The sequence below is a fragment of the Enterobacter sp. E12 genome, assembly GCF_014596715.2.
Lineage (GTDB): Bacteria > Pseudomonadota > Gammaproteobacteria > Enterobacterales > Enterobacteriaceae > Enterobacter > Enterobacter bugandensis.
The window spans coordinates 1,976,246-2,000,511 of sequence record NZ_CP115601.1 but is presented as its reverse complement, the minus strand read 5'-3'; the positions used below and the strand labels follow the sequence as shown (position 1 = coordinate 2,000,511).

General features: G+C 57.8%; 20 protein-coding genes and 1 other RNA gene. 12 read left to right on the top strand and 9 right to left on the bottom strand.

Going from position 1 to position 24,266, the window contains the following annotated elements:
• Positions 1-5: 5 nt before the first annotated feature.
• Together IB212_RS09515 and IB212_RS09510 are read right to left on the bottom strand one after the other, a co-directional pair.
• Positions 6-683 (bottom strand): molecular chaperone, encoded by a 678-nt coding sequence (locus IB212_RS09515; protein WP_041910399.1) that lies wholly within the window; start codon positions 681-683, stop codon positions 6-8.
• Positions 684-762: 79 nt separating this feature from the next.
• Entirely contained in the window at positions 763-1,293 is a 531-nt protein-coding gene (locus IB212_RS09510) for a fimbrial protein (protein WP_041912021.1), read from the bottom strand.
• Between the two features lie 419 nt (positions 1,294-1,712).
• Between IB212_RS09510 and IB212_RS09505 the strand changes: the two genes are divergently transcribed.
• Together IB212_RS09505 and IB212_RS09500 are read left to right on the top strand one after the other, a co-directional pair.
• Positions 1,713-2,372, top strand: coding sequence for a helix-turn-helix domain-containing protein (locus IB212_RS09505; protein WP_041910400.1), 660 nt, complete (start codon positions 1,713-1,715; stop codon positions 2,370-2,372).
• Between the two features lie 69 nt (positions 2,373-2,441).
• Complete coding sequence (locus tag IB212_RS09500) at positions 2,442-3,071, top strand: helix-turn-helix domain-containing protein (protein ID WP_041910401.1); 630 nt, start codon at positions 2,442-2,444, stop codon at positions 3,069-3,071.
• Positions 3,072-3,121: 50 nt separating this feature from the next.
• On the opposite strand, the gene IB212_RS09495 is transcribed toward IB212_RS09500, so the two are convergent.
• From IB212_RS09495 to IB212_RS09485, 3 genes are all read right to left on the bottom strand, one after another.
• Entirely contained in the window at positions 3,122-3,316 is a 195-nt protein-coding gene (locus IB212_RS09495) for a YdiH family protein (protein ID WP_003857766.1), read from the bottom strand.
• Positions 3,317-3,401: 85 nt separating this feature from the next.
• Positions 3,402-3,812, bottom strand: a complete 411-nt coding sequence (gene menI / locus IB212_RS09490; protein ID WP_028012841.1) for a 1,4-dihydroxy-2-naphthoyl-CoA hydrolase — start codon at positions 3,810-3,812, stop codon at positions 3,402-3,404.
• Entirely contained in the window at positions 3,809-6,865 is a 3,057-nt protein-coding gene (locus IB212_RS09485; RefSeq protein WP_041910405.1) for an FAD-binding and (Fe-S)-binding domain-containing protein, read from the bottom strand. The genes menI and IB212_RS09485 overlap by 4 nt, the downstream gene beginning before the upstream one ends.
• A gap of 198 nt (positions 6,866-7,063) precedes the next feature.
• Here IB212_RS09485 and ydiK point away from each other — a divergent pair, with 198 nt between their 5' ends.
• Positions 7,064-8,179, top strand: coding sequence for an AI-2E family transporter YdiK (ydiK, locus tag IB212_RS09480; protein ID WP_041910407.1), 1,116 nt, complete (start codon positions 7,064-7,066; stop codon positions 8,177-8,179).
• A 209-nt stretch (positions 8,180-8,388) separates the two neighbouring features.
• Positions 8,389-8,496: antisense sRNA RprA (gene rprA / locus IB212_RS09475), an RNA gene on the top strand.
• Between the two features lie 5 nt (positions 8,497-8,501).
• Here rprA and IB212_RS09470 read toward each other — a convergent pair.
• The 3 genes from IB212_RS09470 to ppsA all read right to left on the bottom strand — a co-directional run bounded on the left by IB212_RS09470 (position 8,502) and on the right by ppsA (position 14,894).
• A complete protein-coding gene (locus IB212_RS09470) occupies positions 8,502-10,877 on the bottom strand; it encodes a glycoside hydrolase family 3 N-terminal domain-containing protein (protein ID WP_041910409.1) in 2,376 nt (791 codons plus the stop codon).
• 3 nt (positions 10,878-10,880) lie between these two features.
• The gene (locus IB212_RS09465) at positions 10,881-12,281 is read right to left on the bottom strand and encodes an MFS transporter (protein WP_188245661.1); all 1,401 of its coding nucleotides are present in this window, start codon (positions 12,279-12,281) and stop codon (positions 10,881-10,883) included.
• A gap of 234 nt (positions 12,282-12,515) precedes the next feature.
• Positions 12,516-14,894, bottom strand: a complete 2,379-nt coding sequence (gene ppsA / locus IB212_RS09460) for a phosphoenolpyruvate synthase (RefSeq protein WP_041910413.1) — start codon at positions 14,892-14,894, stop codon at positions 12,516-12,518.
• Between the two features lie 334 nt (positions 14,895-15,228).
• Between ppsA and IB212_RS09455 the strand changes: the two genes are divergently transcribed.
• The 8 genes from IB212_RS09455 to IB212_RS09420 all read left to right on the top strand — a co-directional run bounded on the left by IB212_RS09455 (position 15,229) and on the right by IB212_RS09420 (position 23,363).
• The gene (locus IB212_RS09455; RefSeq protein ID WP_028012835.1) at positions 15,229-16,062 is read left to right on the top strand and encodes a pyruvate, water dikinase regulatory protein; all 834 of its coding nucleotides are present in this window, start codon (positions 15,229-15,231) and stop codon (positions 16,060-16,062) included.
• A 152-nt stretch (positions 16,063-16,214) separates the two neighbouring features.
• A complete protein-coding gene (gene aroH / locus IB212_RS09450) occupies positions 16,215-17,261 on the top strand; it encodes a 3-deoxy-7-phosphoheptulonate synthase AroH (RefSeq protein WP_041910415.1) in 1,047 nt (348 codons plus the stop codon).
• A 212-nt stretch (positions 17,262-17,473) separates the two neighbouring features.
• Positions 17,474-17,662 carry a hemin uptake protein HemP gene (gene hemP / locus IB212_RS09445; protein WP_041910417.1) on the top strand — a complete coding sequence of 63 codons (189 nt, stop codon included), beginning with the start codon at positions 17,474-17,476 and terminating at the stop codon, positions 17,660-17,662.
• A 72-nt stretch (positions 17,663-17,734) separates the two neighbouring features.
• A complete protein-coding gene (locus IB212_RS09440) occupies positions 17,735-19,717 on the top strand; it encodes a TonB-dependent hemoglobin/transferrin/lactoferrin family receptor (protein WP_041910419.1) in 1,983 nt (660 codons plus the stop codon).
• A gap of 35 nt (positions 19,718-19,752) precedes the next feature.
• Complete coding sequence (chuS, locus tag IB212_RS09435) at positions 19,753-20,781, top strand: hematinate-forming heme oxygenase ChuS (RefSeq protein WP_041910420.1); 1,029 nt, start codon at positions 19,753-19,755, stop codon at positions 20,779-20,781.
• Positions 20,778-21,599: a hemin ABC transporter substrate-binding protein gene (locus IB212_RS09430; RefSeq protein ID WP_041910423.1), complete on the top strand. Its 822-nt coding sequence runs from the start codon at positions 20,778-20,780 to the stop codon at positions 21,597-21,599. The genes chuS and IB212_RS09430 overlap by 4 nt, the downstream gene beginning before the upstream one ends.
• Entirely contained in the window at positions 21,599-22,591 is a 993-nt protein-coding gene (locus tag IB212_RS09425) for an iron ABC transporter permease (RefSeq protein WP_041910425.1), read from the top strand. Before IB212_RS09430 ends, IB212_RS09425 begins: the two co-directional genes overlap by 1 nt.
• Positions 22,584-23,363 (top strand): heme ABC transporter ATP-binding protein, encoded by a 780-nt coding sequence (locus IB212_RS09420; protein WP_041910427.1) that lies wholly within the window; start codon positions 22,584-22,586, stop codon positions 23,361-23,363. The genes IB212_RS09425 and IB212_RS09420 overlap by 8 nt, the downstream gene beginning before the upstream one ends.
• Here the strand turns inward: IB212_RS09420 and IB212_RS09415 are convergent.
• A complete protein-coding gene (locus IB212_RS09415) occupies positions 23,330-24,253 on the bottom strand; it encodes a LysR family transcriptional regulator (RefSeq protein ID WP_041910429.1) in 924 nt (307 codons plus the stop codon). The two genes, IB212_RS09420 and IB212_RS09415, sit on opposite strands and share 34 nt — an antisense overlap.
• Positions 24,254-24,266 lie beyond the last annotated feature (13 nt).

The window sequence follows — 24,266 nt, the reverse complement described above, 5'->3', positions numbered from 1 at the left end:
AGGAACTAAAAGCTGGCCTGATGTATTATTCCCGGGCTGCCATAATCGTTAATCACTTTAAATACGATCTGATTGCCATTAACGCCTGGCGGTAAGCGAAATGCTGCCACTGCGCCAGGTGCAACCCAGGAAACATCCTCCAGCCTTTTACCGCCGACGCTTATTTCATTAAAGTTGATCACATACGGTGTAGGATTTGTGACCTGAAGGTTGTTTCCGCTCCGGGACCAGGTTAATTTATTCGCCTGTTCTTCCGGTGTTGACGCCTTCAGGCTTGTCGGGCGATAAATAAGCTTAATACGTGTTTTAACGGCAATTTGTAACGAGTTTTCCTGTCTGCTCGCTGAAGGTATCGCTTTAATATTTAACCAGAAGAGGCTTTCTTTATCCTGCGGCAGTGAGCCGGAGAGTAAAATTCGTTCAATATTTTGCTGGCTGCCGTTCAGTCTGTACAAAGGTGGCGTGACGATAAAAGGTGCTTTATTAGCATTACCCTCTGGCATGTCGACCCAGGACTGGATTAAATAAGGGGCGTCATCCGCATTGTTTACACTTATGGATGCCTCTTTTTTCCCGCCATCAAAAATTACGCGGGTACCACCAATAATAACCCCGGCATAAGCATGCGAAACAGATACAGTAATAACCGCCGCACTCAGCAGGGTTTTGCTAATAAAATTCATTTTGGACCTCTTAAAACAAGGGGGCAGTTTATGCCCCCGCGCAGCGCCTCGCGGAGCTGACTCTTGTTCTGCTTAATGACTAGTTGTAAACAACGGAGAAGTTAGCGACGGAGTTGGCAGGACCCGCCGTTACCGATGCCGCCGTTGAAATATACTGTGCATAGAAATTCAGCGTATTGTCTGCGGTGCTGCTCAGTACATAGTTGTAGCCGTTGCTGCCGTGCAATGGCAGATCGGCTTTATCAGCGGTCATCAAATTAATGGCGACACCCGTTGCCGCCCCGGCGACAGAGGTATCAATCGCCAGCAGATCGGCGTTGGTCAGGTCAGGCGTACCGTCAAAACGAACTTTGGCACTGGTGACCGTAACCGGGCAGTTCTTCAGAATAATATCGAATTTCGTTGCCGCCGTTCTGGAACCCGTTGTCGGGAATTCTGTTTTATAATAATCGCCTAATACGACCACCTGGTTTTGAGAAGCAACAGCCACGTCGCAGGCTGAATCCAGGATGTTACCATTAAAATTAACGGTTCCTGCGGCGGCGAGAACATTGCCCATCATTAAGGCTGAACCCGTCGCAACCATCGCTAAAATAATACTCTTTTTCATAATGTTCATTTTCCTGTTCACGGGATAACTTTATTTATTATTGAAATTCAAGCAGCAGAAGACCGATAAAAGAATCGCTAAGGGTTCTTTTATTTTTCGCTGAATGGCTTAAGGCCTTCCTGACTGACTGGTTAAAATTTATATAATCATTTTAATGAATACAACTTTTAGATGGTCTAGCTGTAGACTCTGATTTAACGAAAAATCAACATCTACTACAGGAAAATCTCATCTTTTATAATGAAGGTCTATTATTAGACTCGGCCGGCTTTTTGTTTTTATTCAGCAGGTTAGTCCTCAAGGATAAGAGGGTCTACTTTTAGACCTCGTCAGAATATTCCCTGAGCTCTTCATTTTTAAGATAATTCTTTGCGCAGATCAAAATTTGATCACATACGAAGTCGATGTGAGGTATCTTAATGAATACACGCTTGTCCACCCCACTGAATAATTACCAGCTCTCCGTTCTGGATTTAAAGCCTTTCGCCCACATAGACGCGCTGATTAAGCACGTGTTGCCCGCGGCCAGCAGAATGATCATCAGCCGGGGGGAGACGGTGCATTATTATAAAGATGATGTCCGACAGTGCTTTTTGCTTATTCAGGGCAGCGTAGCGCTTCATCGTCGCGGCGACGGCATTGTGTTAAATTCTGAATCTGCGCCGTTTATTCTGGGCGTCAGCAGCCAGTTTTCCTCTGAGCACCTGTACGTCCGGGCGCTGGAGACCGCCGAGATCGCACGCGTGTCGCTGGAGAGTTTCAATCAAATTGTGTCGCAGCACGATTTATGGGAACACTTCTCCAGGCTGCTTATTTATACCGCCTCGCGTGTGTACGAACATTGCGCACAAATATCGCAAATGTCCGCTTACGATATCATCCGCTTTCAGCTTGTTGAACTGATGCAGGAGCCGGACGCCGTACGGCAAAATACAACGGCGGCAGCCTACATCAAAAGCCGGACGTATCTTTCACGTAGCGGAATTATGCGTATTCTGTCGGAACTGCGGACCGGCAAGTACATCACCATGGAGCGCGGCGTGCTGCTTGAAATTCACCATCTGCCACGCAAATATTGATTGCCACCGTGCCTGTCCCGGCGAGAAACGCTATAATTAGCCAGGTTATTTTTAAGGTTACCGGCTACCATGTCCCTTCCAGAAAAGTCTCACCGTGGCTCGCCCTACGCACAAGAGCTTATTTCTCACTTACTGCCTGATTGCACAACGCGACGCACCGCTCGCGGTGAGCGGCTCGATCTTCAGATCAACGGTCAGGGAATGTGCTATTTAATTCTTGAGGGGACGGTCGCTATCTACAGAAGAAGCGACGACATGATGCTCTCCACGGCCCGCAGCCCCGCCCTTTTCGGTCTCGCTAATCTGACAGATATCTATTTCAATGATTACTTGAAGACCGTTAGCCCGTGCCTGATAGGAACACTCACCACCGAACGGGTGAATGAGATTATCAAGGAAAAGGCGCTATGGGGGCTGCTCTCGAAACAACTGATGTTTGTCTATAGCCGGCTTTATAACAACGTGATGCCGCAGGGCGCACCGACGGCGTATGAGATGATTCGCCAGCAGCTCATAAAGCTGATGGAGGAAGATGAAAGTTATCGCAGCAGCGTAACGGCGGAAAGGTATATTCGGGAGAAAACCCAGCTCTCCCGCAGCGGCGTAATGCGTATTCTGGCGGATTTAAAAACCGGCGGCTTTATTGAAATAGAAGAAGGCCGACTCATCAGGATCAACAAGCTTCCCGCCCGATACTGAATTCCAGGCACAAAAAAGGCCGCACTCGCGGCCTGTTCAACAACACTCACTCAATGGACGTGAACGCCCAACCGCCAGGCAAAGTAGATCTCTTCTTTCAGTTCATTCGAAGAGAGCGCCAGCAGATCCGTGAACTCCAGCTCAAGCTGTTTCAGCTTTTTCAGGTACTGCGCCGGAGACAGGTTGCTCTTATCGCGACGTAAATATTCAATTGCCAGCTGTGTTGGGGTTATTTCAGTATCCATGATGTCCTCGCTTATGTACAAATCCTGGCCAGTATATCACAACGCGCTGGCTAGTTTTTGACCAAAGGCAATTCATCTGAAAACTTTACACGACCGCCGTCGTCAGACGCGACGAGCAGCACAGGCGATCCTGCTCGTCGAGAATATCAATCTGCCACACCTGGTGGCGGCTACCAGCGTGCAGCGCGCGGCAGATACCGCGCACGCGCCCGCTGCGCACCGAGCGAATGTGGTTGGCATTCACCTCAAGCCCGACCACCTTCTGTTCGCCTTCGGTGCAGAGATATCCCGCGACGGAGCCCAGAGTTTCCGCCAGCACGACGGAAGCCCCGCCGTGCAACAGGCCAAACGGTTGATGGGTGCGACTATCGACAGGCATCGTCGCCTCCAGATCGTCTTCCCCAATGCGGGTGAACTGGATATCCAGCAGCCCCACCATATTCCCCTCGCCCATGGCGTTTAGCGCCTGCAGCGTGACGGCACGTTTCCAGATCATCCAATTATCTCCAGTAAAGCCTGTAATGGGTGGCGTACGCCGTTACCCTCAACCCGTTTCACCTGGCTGCGGCAGGAGTAGCCCGTCGCCAGGCAGCGGTTTCTTGGCAATCGCTGCATCGCCTGATGCCACGACAGCTCATAGATGCCGAGCGAGTTGGCGTGGTTTTTCACCTCGTGGCCGTAGGTGCCCGCCATGCCGCAACAGCCCACACTGACGCTCTCCAGCTTCGCGCCGAAACGCGCAAAAATAGACGCCCATTGCGCCGGGGCGCCGGGCAGCGCCGTCACTTCCGTACAGTGTCCGAACAGATACCACGGTTCACCGCCAGCCTCCTGAATGGCCTTCTCTTCCAGGGCTGCCGGCAGCCACTCGTGCACCAGCATGACGTGGAAATCGCCGCGCTTATCACCCAGCGTCTGCTTGTATTCATCGCGATAGCAAAGCACCAGCGCCGGATCGACGCCGACCATCGGCATCCCAAGTTCGGCGATCCGGTTGAGAAAATCAGCGGTTTTTTGCGCCGTTTTCGCAAAGCGGTTCAGGAAGCCTTTAATGTGCTGCGCCTTGCCGTTTGGCGAGAACGGCAGCACTACCGGCTGGTAGCCCAGTTTTTCAACCAGGCGGATGAAGTCAGCGACCACCTGCGCGTCGTAGTAGCTGGTGAACGGATCCTGGACCACCAAAACCACCTTCGCTTTTTGCTCAGGAGTAAGCGCTTCGAGCTGTTCCAGGGTCATGTTCGCCGAGCGGTGGCCGACGAGCTGGCGCTGCAGCGACGGCACCGACAGCAACGGCAGATCGACCATGCCGATATGCTTTTCGGAAAGCTTGCGCACCAGCGGCTGATTGATAAAGAAGTTAAAGGTCTTCGGCGCGCGCGCCATCAGCGGCGCGTAGCTTTCCACCGTCGCCACCAGATGATCGCGCACCGGGCGCAGATAGCGGGTGTGGTAGAGCTGCAGGAAGCGCGAGCGGAATTCCGGCACGTCGATTTTAATCGGGCACTGGGTAGAGCAGGCTTTACAGGCCAGACAGCCGGACATCGCCTCTTTCACCTCATGGGAGAAATCATACTCGCCCTTATTGGCATGCCAGCTGTTGCGGGTGCGCTCAATCAGCGAGCGCAGGCTGGCCCGTTTTTCCGGCAGCTCCTGCTCCAGCTTCAGGGGATCGACGCCGCGGTCCGCCAGCAGACGCAGCCACTCTCGCACCAGCGTCGCACGCCCTTTCGGCGAGTGAATGCGGTTGCTGGTGATTTTCATTGACGGGCACATCGGGCTTTTCACGTCAAAGTTAAAGCACAGGCCGTTGCCGTTACACTCCATCGCGCCGCGCCAGGACGAGCGCACCGCAATCGGGATCTGTCTGTCATACGTACCGCGCTTAACGGCATCCACCTGGAGCATCGGCGCGTCCACCCCTTCAGGCGGGCAGATTTTCCCCGGATTGAGGCGGTTATCCGGGTCGAACGCCGCTTTAACCTTGCGCAGCTCCGCGTAAAGCTGCTCCCCGAAGAACGCCGGGCTGTATTCCGCGCGGAACCCTTTCCCGTGCTCCCCCCACAGCAGACCGCCGTATTTGGCGGTCAAGGCAACGACGTCGTCGGAGATCTGCTTCATCAGGATCTCCTGCTGCGGGTCGCACATGTCCAGCGCCGGACGCACGTGAAGCACCCCGGCATCGACGTGGCCGAACATGCCGTAGCTCAGACCGTGGCTGTCCAGCAGGGCGCGAAACTCGACGATATAATCCGCCAGATGCTCAGGCGGCACGCAGGTATCTTCGGCAAAGGGAATCGGCTTCGCCGCTCCTTTCGCATTGCCAAGCAGGCCCACGGCTTTTTTACGCATGGCGTAAATACGCTCGATACCGGCCAGATCGTGACAAAGCTGCCAGCCAATCACGCCGCCTTCGCCATGAGCAATCAGCTCATCCAGGCGCTGGCAGAGCGTCGTCACCTGGCTTTCAATCAGCTCCGCGTCATCACCGGCAAATTCCACGATGTTGAGGCCAAGCATCTCTTTGTCCGGCACGTCGGTAATCAGCTCGCGCACGGAGTGCCAGACGATATCTTCCCGCGCCAGATTCAGCACCTTAGAGTCGACGGTTTCCACCGACAGCGCCTGCGCTTCCACCATAAACGGCGCATTGCGCAGCGCGGAGTCGAAGGAGTCATATTTGACGTTCACCAGGCGACGCACCTTCGGCAGGCGGGTGATATCCAGCCGCGCCTCGGTAATAAACGCCAGCGTTCCTTCGGAGCCGGTTAGCACGCGGGTTAAATCAAACTGCGTCAGGTCGTCGTTAAACACGTGGCGCAGGTCGTAGCCCGTTAAGAAGCGGTTCAGTTTGGGGAATTTGTCGAGAATAAGCTGGCGGTTGTCACGGCAGCGCTCCAGCACGGTGCGGTAGATGCGCCCGCTGGTGGTGTTATCTTTACCCAGCGTTTCCGCCAGTTCGACCGGCATCGGCTGGGTATCAAGGATATCGCCGCCTAACAATACTGCCCGCACGCCCAGCACGTGATCGGAGGTTTTACCGTAGACCAGCGACCCCTGCCCGGAGGCATCGGTGTTGATCATCCCCCCGATGGTTGCTCGGTTGCTGGTGGAGAGTTCAGGGGCAAAAAAGTAACCGTAAGGCTTGAGGTACTGGTTAAGCTGATCTTTGATAACGCCCGCCTCAACCCGCACCCATCCCTCTTCGGGGTTGATCTCAATGATGCGGTTCATATAGCGCGACATATCAATAATGATGCCCTGGTTCAGCGCCTGACCGTTGGTTCCGGTGCCACCGCCGCGCGGTGTGAAGACCAGAGAGGCAAACCGCTCCTGCGTTGCCAGCCGGGCGATAAGCGCCACGTCGGCCGTGGAACGAGGGAAAACGACCGCATCGGGAAGAAGCTGGTAGATACTGTTATCGGTTGCCATCGTCAGCCTGTCGGCATAGTTCGTGGCGGTATCACCTGTAAAACCCTGTTGCTCCAGTGCCTGCAAAAAATTAAGCACCAGCTGAACGACGCCAGGTGCCTGAGAAATCTGTGGGATCATTACTGTCGACCCTAATTAGAGTTGTGGGAATCGTTTGCGTGTATCTTAAAAGTTTTATCACATTTTTTTCTTATAATCTCTGCTGAATTACAGGCAGAATTCGCCTGTCAAAAACCGCTGCGATCGCTAATGATTAGAGAGACGCGGTTTTCCGTTCCCGCCAGTGGTACTGGCGTTCTTTTAAGGAAAGTTTCATTTATGGTCAATCTTCGCCAGCCCAGGGATGTTGCGCAAATTTTGCTGTCGGTGCTGTTCCTGGCCCTCATGATTATTGCGTGTCTGTGGATTGTTCAACCCTTTATTCTTGGCTTCGCATGGGCCGCGACCGTTGTCGTTGCCACGTGGCCTCTGCTGCTGCGTTTGCAGAAGCTGCTGTTCGGCCGCCGCGGGTTAGCGGTGCTGGTCATGACGCTCCTGCTGTTCCTGCTGTTTATTATTCCGATTGCGTTGCTGGTAAACAGCCTTGTCGACTCCAGCGGCCCGGTGATCCGCGCCGTGACAAGCGGCGACCTGACGCTGCCGGACCTCGGCTGGCTGAACAGCATTCCGGTCGTGGGCGCTAAACTTTACAGCGGCTGGCATAGCCTGCTGGAGATGGGCGGCAGCGCGCTGATGGCGAAAGTGCGTCCGTATATTGGCACCACCACCACCTGGTTTGTCGGTCAGGCCGCACATATCGGCCGCTTTATGATGCACTGTACCCTGATGCTGGTCTTCAGCGCCCTGCTTTACTGGCGCGGTGAGCAGGTGGCTTTAGGCGTTCGTCACTTTGCCACCCGCCTGGCGGGAAAACGCGGTGACGCCGCGGTGCTGCTGGCCGCGCAGGCCGTGCGCGCGGTCGCCCTGGGCGTCGTGGTGACGGCGCTGGTGCAGGCGGTGCTGGGCGGTATCGGCCTGGCGATTTCCGGCGTACCGTACGCCACCGTCTTTACCGTAGTCATGCTGATGACCTGCCTTGCACAACTGGGGCCGCTGCTGGTACTGGTTCCGAGCATTATCTGGCTTTACTGGACGGGTGATACCACGTGGGGAACGGTTCTGCTGGTCTGGAGCTGCGTGGTTGGCACCATGGATAACGTGATTCGCCCCATTCTCATCCGCATGGGTGCGGACCTGCCGCTGATCCTAATCCTCTCCGGGGTTATCGGCGGGTTAATTGCTTTCGGGATGATCGGTCTGTTCATTGGCCCGGTGCTGCTTGCCGTTACCTGGCGTCTGTTCTCCGCCTGGGTTCATGAAGTGCCGCCGCCTGGAACCGACCCGGACGTGATTCTGAGCGAGCTGGAAGAGCTGGAAGAAAAGAATACCCATTAAGCCTTGTTGCCGGGTGACGCTTACGCTTACCCGGCCTACATTATCCCGCACAATACTTTAACACTGCTAAAGTATTTATTCGTTGCACACTGGTCAGACCCGCCATTTCAGCATTAAGTCCGCTATTATTCTCAAGAAATCTTTACGTCTCTTTAACTATTGAGACGAATCTGATCGACGCTAAAAATTACAATGCCTACTATTAGCTCACGGTTATAAATCAACACCTTGATTTATAAGCATGGAAATCCCCTGAGTGAAACAACGAATTGCTGTGTGTAGTCTTTGCCCATCTCCCACGATGGGCTTTTTTTTATCCTGACTACGCGCGCTTAACCTCACAGGTACTAAGCATCCGCCACTCAGCAGGCAGCACCCGCGTTTCCCCCGTCACATTGACCGTCACCGCCTGGCGGATATCCGCCGACGATGCGCCAATCTGCAGTTCAAACTCGCCCGGCTCAACGATGCGCTTGCCGTCACGGCGGGTGAAGTTGAACATCTCAACCGGCAGCGTGAAGGTGAGCGTGGCGGTTTCGCCCGGCGAGAGCATGACGCGCTGGAAGGCCTTAAGCTCCTGAAGCGGGCGCACCTGGGTGGCGACCTTGTCCCGCACGTAGACCTGCACCACCTCGCTGCCGCTGCGCTCGCCGGTATTGGTGATAGCCACGCTTAGCGTCACCTCGCCGTCAACCGGCGCGCTGGTTTCAGCTACGCGGGCAGCCCCCCAGCTAAACGTCGTCCAGCCGAGGCCGAAGCCAAACGGATAACGTGAACCGAAGTGGAACGCAAACGGCGTGCCGCCGCTTTTGAGCTTGTGATTGTAGTAATACGGCATGGCCCCGGCGCTTTTCGGCACGCTCACCACCAGACGCCCCTGCGGCTCAGCGCGTCCCGTTAGCACGTCCGCGATCGCCCAGCCCCCTTCCTGCCCGGGCGCCCACGCCACGATCAGCGCTGCAATCTTATCCTCCAGCCCCTGTAGGTTGTACGGACGGCCGCCGGTCATCACGACAATCACCGGTTTGCCCGTCGCCACCAGCGCGTCCAGCAGCTGTTGCTGCACGCCCGGCAGATTCAGGGAGTCGGTGTCGGAACCTTCCCCCACGGTTCCGCTCTGGAACAGCCCGGCAAGATCGCCCACGCAGGCCACCACCACGTCACTCTCCTGCGCCGCGTTCACGGCCTCGGGGATCAATGCAGTACTGTGCGAGACCGGCGATTGCTGCATCGGCTTACCGCCGCTATCGCCCGGGAAGACCGGCGCACCCGCCATCCGTTTCTCGATGATGTGACACCCTTTGGCATAGCGGACGTTCGATGCCCCGAGATACTGCTCTAGCGCCGCGCGCGGGGTGGTGACCTGCGAGGTCTCTTCCACCATATCGCTGATGATCAGATGTACCGGGAAGCTGTAGCCGCTCAGTAACGCCAGCGGATCGTCTGCCGTCGGCCCCACAAGCGCCACGCGGGGCTTACCGCCGAGCGGTAAAATGCCGTTGTTTTCCAGCAGCGTGACCGATTTTGTCGCCACCTCTCGCGCGATCTGTCGGGTCAAATCATTTTGCAGATCGATACCGTTTTCATCTGCGTACGGGTTTTCAAACAGGCCCAGACGGAATTTCTCCGTCAGCACGCGCGCCACGATCTCATCCACTTTGGCCATAGAGATCAGCCCGCGCTCAACGGCGTCCGCCAGATGGCGTGCGCAGTCATCTTTCGGCAGCTCGACGTCCAGCCCGGCGTTAAAGGCCAGCGCGGCGGATTCGGCCGCATCGTGGGACACACCGTGATGCTGGTGCAGCAGGCTGACGCCGCCGTAATCCGCGACAATAATTCCGTCGAAGCCCCACTGTTCGCGCAGGACGGTGGTCAGCAGGAAGCTGTCGCTGTGCCCCGGCTGATTGTCGATATCGTGGTAGGCGGGCATCACCGACCCGGCATTGGCCAGTTTCACCGCCATTTCAAACGGCAGCAGGAAGGTATCGTTCAGCTCGCTAAACCCGAGGTGCACCGGCGCATGGTTGCGTGCCCCTTCGCTAAACGAGTGGCCAACGTAATGTTTCAGGGTCGCCAGCAGATCGCGTTTATCACCCTGTAATCCTCTGACGTAGGCGGTCGCCATCACCCCCACCAGCCAGGGATCTTCCCCGAAGGTCTCTTCGGTTCGCCCCCACCGGACGTCGCGGGAAACGTCCAGCACCGGGGCCAGCCCCTGCTGACAGCCGACGGAACGCGCCTCTTTACCGATCTGCTCTGCCGCGCGCTGCACCAGCTCCGGGTCCCAGGTCGAGCCGTAGTTGAGCGAGGACGGGAACAGCGTGGCGTCTTTGCACAGCAGCCCCACCAGGCACTCCTCGTGGAACAGCGCCGGAATGCCGAGACGCGTCTCTTCCATCATCATGCGCTGCAGGCGGTTAGCCGCGCGCACCCCGGTTTTCGCGTCAACGATGTGGGTGCCGAGCGGACGGGTGATCTGCCCGACGCCCAGTTTTAGCCGTTCGCTCAGCGCCGCCTGCTCGCTGACGCCGGCGAATTCGTCGCTCAAATCGCTGCGCTCCCGGTGGTTACCGTTTTCATCGAGGATCAGCCAGTAGGCGTGCATCTGGGCGAACTTCTCTTCCGGGGTCATGCATGCCAGTAAATCAGCGACGCGCTCGTGCACGGGACGTCCCGCGTCCTTATAGATAGCAGTCATATTTTACTCCTGTAGTGCGGAAGGGGTTGCCGGGCTGAGCTGCTCCGCGTCGGGTCTTACCTCACGCTTGCTGGCCAGCTCCCGGGCGATGGAATCCACCAGCCGGCTGTTGAGCTTGTAGATGGAAAGCAGTGCTACCATGCAGAGGAACAGCGCGCACGGAATAAGGGTGAACAGCGCGTTGATGGTGGAGAGCACGTGTGGCGCCTGGGCTGCCTGGCCCGGGGCGTAATCCACCATGCCGAGCACCCAGCCGACCACCGCCCCGCCCAGCGCCAGGCCAAACTTGATGGCGAACAGTGCGGTAGAGAAGACCAGCCCGTCCAGACGGCGGCCGCTGCGATGCTCTTCGTAGTCGACCACATCAGAGAACATGGTCCACTGGAGCGGCGTGGTGAGGTTTTGAATAAAGCTAAAGATAATGTTAAGGCCAAAGATTAGCCACACCTGCGAAGGCGGCAGGAAGAAAATCAGCGCGCCGAAAATGACGAAGGACATTATCGTCCACTGATAAGCGCGTACGCGGTCAAATTTCCCCAGCAGGCGTTCAGATAATAACGCGCCGCTTAGCGAGGCCACCATGCCAGAAACAATAAAGGCAAAAACCAGCTCCGGGCGCAACAGTACATAGTTGACGTAATACATGGTGGCAGAGCCGCGCGTCACCACCGCCGTTAACAGCAAAATATTAAACACAAACACAATGCGCCACTGGCTGTTACCGGCCAGCAGTTTTAAATCGGTGAGCATGGAACCGGAGGTATCATTGCGCGGGGAATAACGTTCGCGGGTCATCAGGAAACAGCAAAAGAACAGCACAATTCCCAGCAGCCCCATCAGGCTCATAGCAAAGAAATAGCCTTTCTGCACGTTGCCCTGGCCCAACAATGAGACCAGCGGCAGAGCGATAACCGTTACGATCAACCCGCCAATAAATGACAGGCCAAAACGCCAGGACTGCAGGGAGTGACGCTCGCGCGGATCCAGCGTCAGCGCGCCCGGCATGGCGCAGTAAGGCACGTTAATGGCGGAGTAAATCAGACTTAAAATCGCGTAGGTCACGCAGGCATAAACGATTTTTGCCGTCGGCCCGACGTCCGGTACGTAGAAGGTAATAAGGCAGCTTACGCCAAAGGGAATAGCAAACCACAGCAGCCAGGGACGGAAACGGCCGTGACGCGTCTGCGTGCGGTCAACCAGCGCGCCAATACACGGGTCGACAAACGCATCGACCACACGCACCACTAAAAACATGGTACCCATGATCGCGGCAGGCAAACCAAAAACGTCGGTATAGAAATAAGCAAGAAATAATGTGGCCGTTTGCCAGACCAGCGCGCTGGCCATATCACCTAAGCCATAACCTATTTTATCTTTGGTACGCAATACAGAGGAGAGTGTCATTGTTATTTGCCTTTTTATCAGGTTAAAACGTATTTCAACCAGTTGCGCATCATCTGAAGGGAAATGCGCAGTAAGGCTCAAGTATTAGCAACGCGTTGCGCACTAACAATTGTCTTAATTAACAGACAAATTATGATATTTGGTTTTTTAGATTATTTGTGATGGTGAGCAAATTTGAGGTGAAATAAAAAAGGCGAGGAATAAAATCCTCGCCTTTTTGCGATCGTGTTGCCGTTACTTGTTCAGTTCCGCCAGGCTCAGCCAGGTTTGCACTACCGTGTCCGGGTTCAGGGAGAGGCTGTCAATCCCCTCTTCCATCAGCCAGGCGGCAAAGTCTTCATGGTCGGATGGACCCTGACCGCAAATCCCGACGTATTTACCCTGCTTCTTCGCCGCGCGGATGGACATGGAAAGCAGCGCTTTCACCGCCTCGTTACGCTCGTCGAAGAGCTCAGAAACCACGCCGGAGTCGCGGTCCAGGCCCAGCGTCAGCTGAGTCATGTCGTTCGAGCCGATAGAGAAGCCGTCGAAGTGCTCCAGGAACTGCTCGGCCAGCAGGGCGTTGGACGGGATCTCACACATCATGATGATCTTCAGCCCATTTTCGCCGCGCTTCAGGCCCTGACGCGCCAGCTCGTCCACCACCGCTTTCGCCTGATCCACGGTACGCACGAACGGGATCATAATTTCGACGTTGGTCAGCCCCATGTCGTTGCGCACGCGTTTCACCGCCTCGCACTCCAGCGCGAAGCAGTCGCGGAAGCTGTCGGACACGTAGCGTCCGGCCCCGCGGAAGCCCAGCATCGGGTTCTCTTCTTCCGGCTCGTAGCGCTCGCCGCCGACCAGGTTGGCGTATTCGTTAGACTTAAAGTCAGACAGACGCACTATCACCCGTTTCGGATAGAAGGCGGCACCCAGCGTGGCGATCCCTTCGGTCAGACGACCGACGTAGAACTCTTTCGGCGAGTCGTAGCCTTTCATCATCTCGCGGATTTCGTTCTGCAGCTTCGTGTCCTGGTCGTCAAACTCCAGCAGCGCGCGCGGGTGAACGCCGATCATGCGGTTAATGATGAATTCCAGACGTGCCAGACCAACGCCTTCGTTCGGCAGGCAGGCGAAGTCAAACGCGCGGTCCGGGTTACCGACGTTCATCATGATCTTCAGCGGCAGATCCGGCATGGTATCCACGCTGGAGCTCTTCACGCTGAAGTCGAGGATATCTGCGTAGACGTAGCCGGTGTCGCCTTCGGCACAGGAGACGGTCACGTTCTGTCCGTCCTTCATGCGCTCGGTAGCATCACCGCAACCGACAACCGCAGGAATACCCAGTTCGCGGGCAATGATCGCCGCGTGACAGGTACGGCCGCCGCGGTTGGTGACGATAGCCGACGCTTTCTTCATGATCGGTTCCCAGTCCGGGTCGGTCATGTCGGTCACCAGCACGTCGCCTGGCTCAATACGGTTCATCTCGCTGATGTCGTGGATCACTTTGACCGGACCGGCACCGATGCGGTGACCGATGGCGCGGCCTTCCGCCACGATTTTACCCTGCGCGTGCAGCGTATAACGCTCCATTACCTGACCGCGTGAGCGGACGGTTTCCGGGCGCGCCTGAACGATAAACAGCTTGCCGGTGTTCCCGTCTTTCGCCCATTCGATATCCATCGGACGGCCATAGTGTTTCTCAATCTGCACCGCCTGCTTCGCCAGCTCCTGCACTTCGGCGTCGGTCAGGGAGAAGCGGTCGCGCTGCTCCTGCGGCACATCTTCAATCTTAACCTGCTTGCCATGCTCCTGGGTTGGGGCATAAATCATGCGGATTTTTTTCGAGCCCATGGTGCGGCGCACCACCGCCGGACGGCCCGCGGCAAGCGTAGGCTTGTGTACGTAGAATTCGTCAGGGTTCACCGCGCCCTGCACGACCATCTCACCCAGGCCCCACGCGGAGGTGATGAACACCACCTGGTCGAAGCCGGATTCGGTATCAATGGAGAACATCACGCCGGAGGAACCCACGTCCGAGCGCACCATGCGCTGCACGCCCGCGGAGAGCGCCACGCCGCGATGGTCATAGCCCTGGTGCACGCGATAGGAGATGGCGCGGTCGTTGAACAGGGAAGCAAATACGTGCTTCACCGCCACCAGCACCGCATCGTAGCCCTGAACGTTCAGGAAGGTTTCCTGCTGTCCGGCAAACGACGCGTCCGGCATGTCTTCTGCGGTCGCAGAAGAACGTACGGCAAAGGAGGCCTGCGCGTCGTCAGCGGAGAGCTGGTTGTACGCGTCATGGATAGCTTTTTCCAGTTCCGGCTGGAAAGGTGTGTCGATGATCCACTGGCGGATCTGTGCCCCGGCTTTGGCAAGCTCGGTGACGTCATCAATATCCGTTTTATCCAGCAGGTCGTAAATGCGCTGGTTTACACCGCTCTGGTCTAAAAACAGGTTAAACGCGTCGGCGGTCGTGGCAAACCCGTTTGGTACGGAGACACCCATACCGGACAGATTTGTAATCATTTCACCCAGGGAGGCATTTTTGCCCCCAACTCTGTCTACATCATTCATGCCGAGTTGGTTATACCAAAGCACCAGCGGTGACGAGCCATTGTTGGACATCGAAACAATCCTTTTGTGATATTTGATCGGAGTAAGTAACACCTGACTACGTATTTATACTGGCATAATTATTTGCGCTAAAAAAACGGTGAATCGTGTAAGCAATTTAAATTTTAACTTTTCGGATAGTTTCCCACCAGCCAATAAGCTGATGATTCCTCTATATTCAGCCAGAAACCACAAAAATAAAGTCGCTATTTGAAAAATGAAATCCGCTTTTCAGGAAAATCAAAAACATCATTTCATTTTAAATTCAGATAACTTCTTTGCTGTGCAATTAACTTTTTTAATTTATGCTTTCAGACAATTAGGTCCGATATTCAGGGTGGGTAAAATGGATAATGCTGTCGATCGTCACGTTTTTTATATTTCTGATGGTACGGCGATCACCGCCGAGGTGCTGGGCCACGCGGTGATGTCGCAATTCCCCGTTTCGATTAACAGCATCACGCTGCCGTTTGTGGAAAATGAGAGCCGTGCCAAAGCGGTGAAGGACCAGATTGACGCCATCTTCCAGCAGACCGGCGTGCGCCCGCTGGTGTTCTACTCCATCGTTATTCCTGAGATTCGCCACATCATTTTGCAAAGTGAAGGCTTTTGCCAGGATATCGTGCAGGCGCTGGTGGCCCCGCTCCAGAGCGAACTGAAGCTTGACCCGACGCCTATCGCCCACCGCACTCACGGGCTGAACCCCGGCAACCTGACCAAATATGACGCGCGTATTGCCGCCATCGACTACACCCTGGCGCACGACGACGGGATCTCGCTGCGCAACCTCGACCAGGCGCAGGTGATTTTGCTCGGCGTGTCGCGCTGCGGCAAAACGCCAACCAGCCTCTACCTGGCGATGCAGTTCGGCATTCGCGCCGCCAACTACCCGTTTATTGCTGACGATATGGATAACCTGGTGCTGCCCGCCGCCCTTAAGCCGCTGCAGCACAAGCTGTTCGGCCTGACGATTAACCCGGAACGTCTCGCGGCGATCCGCGAAGAGCGCCGCGAGAACAGCCGCTACGCCTCGATGCGCCAGTGCCGGATGGAGGTCTCCGAAGTGGAAGCCCTGTACCGCAAAAACCAGATCCCGTGGCTGAACAGCACGAACTATTCGGTAGAAGAGATCGCCACCAAAATTCTCGACATCATGGGGCTTAACCGCCGCATGTACTAATAAGCTAGTACATTAGCTCAGATTCATGTATCATCCTTTTCAACAGCGGGGCGGTGTCGCCCCGAACTTGAAATCAGCAGGGATTGGTTTAATGTGATGCCCATCACTTCCCGGTAGTCTGCCGATGAAGCAAAAATTTTCTGAGACAAGTCATGAATAAAACCGATGAACTCCGCACGGCGCGCATAGACAGCCTGGTCACCCCGGCTGAACTGGCCGAGCGGCACCCCGTTTCCGCCGCGGTCGCGGAACATGTGACGGCCTCCCGCCGCCGCATTGAAAAAATCCTCAATGGTGAAGACAAGCGTCTTCTGGTGGTGATTGGGCCCTGCTCCATCCACGATCTGGATGCCGCGATGGATTATGCAAAACGACTTCAGGTGCTGCGGGAAAAATACCAGCATCGCCTTGAGATTGTGATGCGCACCTACTTTGAAAAACCGCGTACCGTGGTGGGCTGGAAGGGGCTGATTTCCGACCCTGACCTTAACGGCAGCTATCGCGTGAACCACGGCATCGAGCTGGCGCGCAAGCTGCTGTTGCAGGTCAACGAGCTGGGCGTGCCGACGGCCACCGAGTTTCTCGACATGGTGACCGGGCAGTTTATCGCCGATCTGATCAGCTGGGGCGCGATTGGCGCGCGCACTACCGAAAGCCAAATCCACCGCGAGATGGCCTCAGCCCTCTCCTGTCCGGTCGGCTTCAAAAACGGGACCGACGGCAACACCCGGATTGCGGTCGATGCGATCCGCGCCTCGCGTGCCAGCCATATGTTCCTGTCGCCGGACAAGAACGGCCATATGACCATCTACCAGACCAGCGGTAACCCGTATGGGCATATCATTATGCGCGGCGGGAAGAAGCCTAATTACCATGCACAAGACATCGCTGCCGCCTGTGAAACGCTGGCCGAATTCGACCTGCCGGAACATCTGGTGGTAGATTTCAGCCACGGCAACTGCCAGAAGCAGCATCGCCGCCAGCTTGACGTCTGCGATGAGGTCTGTCAGCAGATCCGCAGCGGCTCGACCGCCGTTGCCGGGATCATGGCCGAAAGCTTTATCAAAGAAGGCACGCAGAAAATCGTTGCCGGACAGCAGATGGTATACGGTCAGTCGATCACCGACCCGTGCCTGAGCTGGGAAGACAGCGAGCTGCTGCTGGAGAAGCTGGCAGCGGCGGTTGATTCTCGCTTCTGATGTTATTGTCGGGTGGCGCTGCGCTTACCCGACCTACGGTTCGCGCCCTTCTTCCTCTCCCCGTGGGAGAGGGTTGGGGTGAGGGCATCAGGCCGCATCGCCTCCCCCTGAATTTGATCCCGTCACACAATTTTCACAAAAACGCTTGCCGTGAATTTGCAGTTTATTGATAATGATTATCATTGTTACATTGATTGTTATTTATAAACATTATGTCACCGACCGATAACAGCGCGGCAACGCCAGTAAAAACACTCACAGCGCCATCCCCTGCTTCCACCGATCGCCGCATCGACAGCAAAAGCCTGTTGGGTGAGGAAGGCCGGGTGATTATCGAGCATGACGGCCAGCAGTATCTGCTGCGCCAGACGAATGCCGGAAAACTGATCCTCACAAAATAAACCAAAACTTTCGCCAGCCACCCAGGTGATCCCCAGGCAGCCAGCGCTTTCGATACTTTATGGAGAGTTGCTATGCTACACCTGCATAACGCACGTTTACGCCCGTCCCTTCTGGCGCTGGCGATTGTCAGCACCCTGCCTGGCGCCGCGTTTGCTGCCGCAGATGAAATAACCGTCACCGCCACAGGCAACGCCCGTAGCGCCTTCGAAGCCCCGATGATGGTGAGCGTGGTTGACGCCACCGCCCCGGAAAAACAGACCGCCAGCTCTGCCGCCGACCTGCTGCGCAACGTGCCCGGTCTGACGCTGGACGGCACCGGCCGCACTAACGGTCAGGACGTTAACCTGCGCGGCTACGACCGCCGCGGCGTTCTGGTGCTGGTCGACGGCGTGCGCCAGGGTACCGACACCGGGCACCTCAACAGCACGTTCCTCGATCCGGCGCTGATTAAACGTATTGAAGTGGTGCGTGGTCCGTCTGCGCTGCTCTACGGCAGCGGCGCGCTGGGTGGCGTCATCTCCTATGACACCGTCGACGCCAAAGAGCTGCTGGAACCGGGCAAAAACAGCGGTTATCGCGTGTTTGGTACCGGCGCAACGGGGGACCACAGCCTCGGCCTGGGGGCCAGCGCCTATGGCCGTACCGATACCCTGGACGGCCTGGTATCGTGGTCCAGCCGCGACCGCGGCGATATCCGCCAGAGCGACGGTGCGACGGCGCCGAACGACGAATCCATCAATAACATGCTGGCGAAAGGCAGCTGGAAAATCGACCAGGCCCAGACGCTCAGCGGCGCTCTGCGCTACTACAACAACGCCGCGCAGGAGCCGAAAAACCCGCAAACCTCTGATGCCAATAGCAGCAACCCGATGACCGACCGCTCCACCATCCAGCGCGATGCGCAGGTTGGCTACCACATTGCGCCGGAAGGATACGACTGGCTGAACGCCGATGCGAAGGTTTACTGGTCCGAAGCGCGCATTAATGCCCAGAACATCGACAACACCGGCGAGTTCCGCAAGCAAACCACCAAAGGCGGCAAGGTGGAAAACCGTACCCGCCTGTTCAGCGACTCTTTTGCCTCTCACCTGCTGACCTACGGCGGAGAATATTATCGTCAGGAGCAGCGTCCGGGCGGTGCCACGACCGGCTTCCCGGAGGCGAAAATCGACTTCAGCTCCGGCTGGCTGCAGGATGAAATCACCCTGCGCGATCTGCCCGTCACCCTTCTGGGTGGCACGCGCTATGACAACTACCGCGGCAGCAGCAATGGCTACGACGATGTCGATGCCGATAAATGGTCCTCCCGCGCCGGGTTAACCGTCAGCCCCACCGACTGGCTGATGCTGTTCGGATCTTACGCGCAGGCCTTCCGCGCGCCGACCATGGGAGAAATGTATAACGACGCCAAACATTTCTCCATTGGCCGCTTCTACACCAACTACTGGGTGCCGAACCCGAACCTGCGCCCGGAAACCAACGAAACGCAGGAGTTTGGTTTTGGCCTGCGCTTTGACGATCTGATGCTCGCCAACGACGCGCTGGAGTTTAAGGCCAGCTATTTCGATACCAAAGCCAAAGACTATATCTCCACAACCGTCGATTTTGCCGCCGCGACCACCATGTCGTACAACGTTCCGAACGCCAAAATCTGGGGCTGGGACGTGATGGCAAAATACTCGGCCGATCTGTTTAGCCTCGACGTGGCCTATAACCGCACCCGCGGGAAAGATACCGATACGGGCGAGTACATCTCCAGCATTAACCCGGATACCGTTACCAGCAAGCTGGACGTTCCGGTGGCGCAAAGCGGTTTCTCCGTGGGCTGGATCGGCACCTTTGCCGATCGCTCAACCCACGTCAGCAGCAGCTACAGCAAGCAACCGGGCTATGCGGTTAACGATTTCTACGTCAGCTATAAGGGCCAGGAGCAGCTCAAGGGCGTCACCACCACGCTGGTGCTCGGCAACGCCTTTGATAAGGAGTACTGGTCTCCACAGGGTATTCCGCAGGACGGTCGTAACGGCAAGATTTTCGTAAGCTATCAGTGGTAATTCCCTTCGGGGCCACTCTTCAGAAGGATAAGACAATGCATCACTACGCACGCTGGCTTGAGCTAAAAGAAGAAAATCCGGGTAAGTATGCGCGAGACATCGCAGGGTTAATGAACATCAGCGAAGCGGAGCTGACCTTTTCCCGAGTGGGCCATGACGCCTGGCGACTGCGCGGCGAAATCCGCGATATTCTGGGCGCGCTGGAAGCCGTGGGTGAAACCAAGTGCATCTGCCGCAACGAGTATGCCGTTCACGAGCAGGTGGGCAGCTTCACCAACCAACACCTGAACGGCCACGCCGGGCTGGTGCTGAACCCTCGCGCGCTGGATCTGCGCCTGTTCCTCAACCAATGGGCGAGCGCGTTTCACCTCAGCGAAACCACCGCCCGCGGCGAGCGACAGAGCATTCAGTTCTTCGATCGTCAGGGCGATGCGGTGCTGAAGGTCTACACCACGGACAACACCGACCTCGCCGCCTGGGGCGACGTGCTGACCCGCTTTATCTTTGCCGATAACCCGCCGCTTGAGCTGAGCGCTGGGGATGTCCCGGCTCACGCCGAAAACGCGGATGCCGCTCTGGTGGACAAGGAGTGGCGCGCCATGACCGACGTGCATCAGTTCTTCAGGCTGCTCAAGCGCCACAATCTCAGCCGTCAGCAGGCGTTTCGCCTGGTGGGCGACGACCTGGCCTGTAAGGTGGAGAACAGCGCGCTGGCACAGCTGCTGGAAGCGGCACGCCGGGACGGCAACGAAATCATGGTCTTCGTCGGCAACCGCGGCTGCGTGCAGATCTTCACCGGCGCGGTGGAAAAAGTCGTGCCGATGAAAGGCTGGCTGAACGTCTTTAACCCTGCCTTTACCCTGCATCTGCTGGAGGAGACGATCGCAGAGAGCTGGGTGACGCGCAAGCCCACGGCTGACGGCCACGTCACCAGCCTGGAGCTGTTTGCCGCCGACGGCACGCAAATCGCCCAGCTTTACGGCCAGCGTACCGAAGGTGAGCCGGAGCAGAGCCAGTGGCGCAGCCAGATTGACGCCCTGACGCCAAAAGGGCTGGCCGCATGAAAACGTGGTTAGCCCTGCTGAGCGCCCTGCCTCTGGTGGCGTTTGCCGCCGCGCAGGAGAAAATTGTCGCCCTTGGCGGCGACGTGACGGAGATTGTCTACGCGCTTGGCGCGCAGTCTTCGCTGGTCGCGCGCGACAGTACCAGCCAGTGGCCGCAGGCAGCAAACGATCTGCCTGACGTGGGATATTTACGCCAGCTTAACGCCGAAGGCATTTTGTCCATGCGCCCCACGCTGGTGCTGGCCAGCGACCAGGCGCAGCCGTCTCTGGCGTTGAAGCAGGTCGAACAAAGTCACGTCAGGGTAGTAACCGTTCCCGGCCGCAACGACCTGAGCGTCATTGACGAAAAGGTTCGGGTGATTGCCAACGCTACGCACCATGAAGCCGAGGGGGAAGCCCTGCGCCACACGCTGCGTCAGGCGCTGGCGGCCCTGCCCTCCGCGCCCCTCAACAAGCGGGTGCTGTTTATCCTCAACCACGGGGGAATGACCGCAATGGCCGCCGGGCAGCAGACCGGTGCAGACGCCGCCATCCGTGCCGCCGGGCTGCAGAACGCGATGCAGGGATTCACCCGCTATCAGCCGCTGTCTCAGGAAGGGGTTATTGCCAGCCAGCCCGACCTGGTGGTGATTTCGCAGGACGGCGTGAACGCGCTGGGCGGCGAAGAAAACCTGTGGAAGCTGCCCGGTCTGGCGCAAACCCCGGCGGGACGGAACAGGCAGGTGCTGGCGATTGATGATATGGCGCTGCTGGGCTTCAGCGTGAGAACGCCGGATGCCATCCAGCAGCTGCGCGCCAAAGCGGAGCAACTGCCCTGATGTCCCGGCGGATCGCCTTGTCGTTGTGGATGCTGGCCGCGATCCTGAGCATCATGACGCTCACCGCGACCGGGTTTGGGGCACTGCACCTGCCGGTCAGCCTGCTGTGGAGCGGCAGCGATGAGGCCATGCGTCAGATCTGGCTTACCATTCGCCTGCCCCGCGTACTGCTGGCGCTGGTGATTGGCGGAGCGCTGGCGCTGGCCGGCTGTGTGATGCAGGGGCTGTTCCGCAACCCGCTGGCAGACCCGGGTCTGCTGGGGATCAGCAGCGGCGCGGCGCTGGCGGTGGCGCTGTGGGTGGTCATTCCCGCCGCGTTACCTGCCCTGCTGATGCTGTATGCCCCGATGCTCGCGGCGTTCCTCGGTGCGCTGGCCGCAACCGTCATTATCTTCCTGCTTAGCCAGCAGCGTCACGGCTCCCTGTCCCGCCTGCTGCTGGTGGGGATCGCCATCAACGCCCTGTGCGGCGCGGCCGTCGGGGTGCTCTCATGGCTCAGCAACGATGCCCAGCTTCGCCAGCTTTCCCTCTGGGGAATGGGCAGCCTCGGGCAGGCGCAGTGGTCCACCCTGCTGGCGGTAACGTCGCTGATGGTGCCCGCGGTGATGATTATCTGGCGGCTGGCCGCCCCGCTCAACCTGCTGCAGCTGGGCGATGAAGAGGCGCACTATCTCGGGGTGGATGTCGCGATGGTACAGCGGATCCTGCTGCTGTGCAGCGCCCTGCTGGTTGCCGCGGCGGTAGCCGTCAGCGGCGTGATCGGCTTTATTGGCCTTGTGGTGCCGCACCTGATGCGCATGTGGCTGGGGGCCGACCACCGGGCCGTCGTACCCGGCTCGGTGCTGGCCGGTGCGCTGCTGCTGCTGGTTGCCGACACGCTGGCGCGCACCCTGGTCTCTCCGGCGGAGATGCCCGTCGGGTTATTGACCAGCCTTCTCGGCGCGCCGTGGTTCCTGTGGCTTATCTTTCGTCGCGGAGGTACGCATGGCTGAACGCTATTGTGCAGAGAAGATTTTCTTTCACGCCGGGCAGCGGACGCTGATCGACGATGTGTCGCTTACCCTCTCTCAGGGTGAGCTGGTCGCCCTGATTGGCCCCAACGGTGCCGGGAAATCGACGTTATTGCGGCTGCTTACCGGCTATCTCAAACCCGCAAGCGGACGCTGCACTCTGGCCGGAACGCCGCTTGCGGACTGGCCGCCGGATACCCTCGCGCGCTACCGGGCGGTGATGCGCCAGAATACTCAGCCCGGATTCGACTGGCCGGTGGACGCGGTGGTCGGTATGGGACGCGCGCCCTGGACTCGCTCCCCTGAAGCGTCGGTAGTTGAGGAAGTGATGGCGATAACGGGCTGTCTACCGCTGGCGGGCAGACGCTATTCGACGCTCTCCGGCGGCGAGCAGCAGCGGATCCAGCTCGCCCGCGCGCTGGCCCAGCTCTGGTGCGACGGAGCCCCGCGCGGCTGGCTGTTTCTTGATGAGCCCACCTCCGCGCTGGATCTCTACCACCAGCAGCATCTGCTGCGCCTGATGAGATCCCTGACCCGTCGGGGTCATCTCCACGTGTGCGTGGTGCTGCACGATCTCAATCTGGCGGCGCTGTGGGCGGATCGCATTCTGCTGTTGCACAACGGCAGGCTGGTCTCCAGTGGCACACCGGAGGACGTGCTGCAGGCCGGGACGCTGGCGCGCTGGTACGGCGCGCAGGTGCGCGTCGGCAGCCATCCGGATCACCCCGTACCGCAGGTATTTCTCGCCCCGTGAGCGGGCTGGTAAAAATCCTTCAGCGTTTCAAGCAGGGCATGCGCCGCTTTAGAGAGCTGCGTGTGCCCCGGATGGATTGCTCCGATGCACTTTTCAATGGGCGGATTATCCAGCGGTATACAGACCGCGCCCAGCGCCGTCATCTGCGCTTCGCAGAGCGCCGGTACGGCACTGCCGCCCAGCCCGCTGGCGACCATGCGACCTACCGTCACCAGCTGATGACTCTCCAGCGCCACGTCCAGCTTTCTGCCGCTTCGGGCCAGCTCCTCCTCCATCATCAGACGTACCGCCGACGGGCGCTGCAGGGTAATAAAATCCAGCGTCAGTAGCTCTTCCCAGGCCAGCCGCTTTTTGCCCGCCAGCGCGGAGTCCTTCGGCACAATGGCGACAAACCTGTCGAGCCCCAGCGGCGTAAACAGCAGGTTGTGCGTGGGGGCCGGCTCAAAGGCGATCCCCATCTCAACCCGCCCTTCCCGCACCATCTCAATCACCTGCTCGTTAATGACGTCATGCACGGTGACGTTGATCCCGGCGTGGCGATCGCGAAACGCCTTGAGCACCTCCGGTAAAACGTTGGCGGCAAATGACGGCATCGCCGCGACCGAGATTTTGCCGCGCTGCAGGGTAAAGCACTGGTGCATCGCCTCCTCCACATTATCCCAGTCGGCAAGCAGCTGCCGCGCCATCGGCAGAAACGTCTCCCCTTCCTGCGTAAGGGCAACCTTGCGCGTGCTCCGCTGCAAGAGCGGGCCGCCGAGCGCGTCTTCCAGACTTTTAATCGTCAGGCTCAGGGCCGGCTGGGAGAGATTTAAGCGTTCGCTGGCGTGCACGAAATTGAGAGTGTGAGCTACCGCTAAAAACGCGCGTAACTGTTTGACACTCATTCTCATTTTTCATCCTGTT

Bases quoted from the DNA above. Each gene is read 5' to 3' on its own strand.
- chuS (WP_041910420.1), top strand. From the start codon at position 19,753: ATGCATCACTACGCACGCTGGCTTGAGCTAAAAGAAGAAAATCCGGGT.
- IB212_RS09500 (WP_041910401.1), top strand. From the start codon at position 2,442: ATGTCCCTTCCAGAAAAGTCTCACCGTGGCTCGCCCTACGCACAAGAG.
- aroH (WP_041910415.1), top strand. From the start codon at position 16,215: ATGAATAAAACCGATGAACTCCGCACGGCGCGCATAGACAGCCTGGTC.
- IB212_RS09495 (WP_003857766.1), bottom strand. From the start codon at position 3,316: ATGGATACTGAAATAACCCCAACACAGCTGGCAATTGAATATTTACGT.
- IB212_RS09505 (WP_041910400.1), top strand. From the start codon at position 1,713: ATGAATACACGCTTGTCCACCCCACTGAATAATTACCAGCTCTCCGTT.
- IB212_RS09425 (WP_041910425.1), top strand. From the start codon at position 21,599: ATGTCCCGGCGGATCGCCTTGTCGTTGTGGATGCTGGCCGCGATCCTG.
- IB212_RS09455 (WP_028012835.1), top strand. From the start codon at position 15,229: ATGGATAATGCTGTCGATCGTCACGTTTTTTATATTTCTGATGGTACG.
- ppsA (WP_041910413.1), bottom strand. From the start codon at position 14,894: ATGTCCAACAATGGCTCGTCACCGCTGGTGCTTTGGTATAACCAACTC.
- IB212_RS09470 (WP_041910409.1), bottom strand. From the start codon at position 10,877: ATGACTGCTATCTATAAGGACGCGGGACGTCCCGTGCACGAGCGCGTC.
- hemP (WP_041910417.1), top strand. From the start codon at position 17,474: ATGTCACCGACCGATAACAGCGCGGCAACGCCAGTAAAAACACTCACA.
- IB212_RS09440 (WP_041910419.1), top strand. From the start codon at position 17,735: ATGCTACACCTGCATAACGCACGTTTACGCCCGTCCCTTCTGGCGCTG.
- IB212_RS09420 (WP_041910427.1), top strand. From the start codon at position 22,584: ATGGCTGAACGCTATTGTGCAGAGAAGATTTTCTTTCACGCCGGGCAG.
- IB212_RS09430 (WP_041910423.1), top strand. From the start codon at position 20,778: ATGAAAACGTGGTTAGCCCTGCTGAGCGCCCTGCCTCTGGTGGCGTTT.
- IB212_RS09485 (WP_041910405.1), bottom strand. From the start codon at position 6,865: ATGATCCCACAGATTTCTCAGGCACCTGGCGTCGTTCAGCTGGTGCTT.
- IB212_RS09510 (WP_041912021.1), bottom strand. From the start codon at position 1,293: ATGAAAAAGAGTATTATTTTAGCGATGGTTGCGACGGGTTCAGCCTTA.
- menI (WP_028012841.1), bottom strand. From the start codon at position 3,812: ATGATCTGGAAACGTGCCGTCACGCTGCAGGCGCTAAACGCCATGGGC.
- IB212_RS09415 (WP_041910429.1), bottom strand. From the start codon at position 24,253: ATGAGAATGAGTGTCAAACAGTTACGCGCGTTTTTAGCGGTAGCTCAC.
- ydiK (WP_041910407.1), top strand. From the start codon at position 7,064: ATGGTCAATCTTCGCCAGCCCAGGGATGTTGCGCAAATTTTGCTGTCG.
- IB212_RS09515 (WP_041910399.1), bottom strand. From the start codon at position 683: ATGAATTTTATTAGCAAAACCCTGCTGAGTGCGGCGGTTATTACTGTA.
- IB212_RS09465 (WP_188245661.1), bottom strand. From the start codon at position 12,281: ATGACACTCTCCTCTGTATTGCGTACCAAAGATAAAATAGGTTATGGC.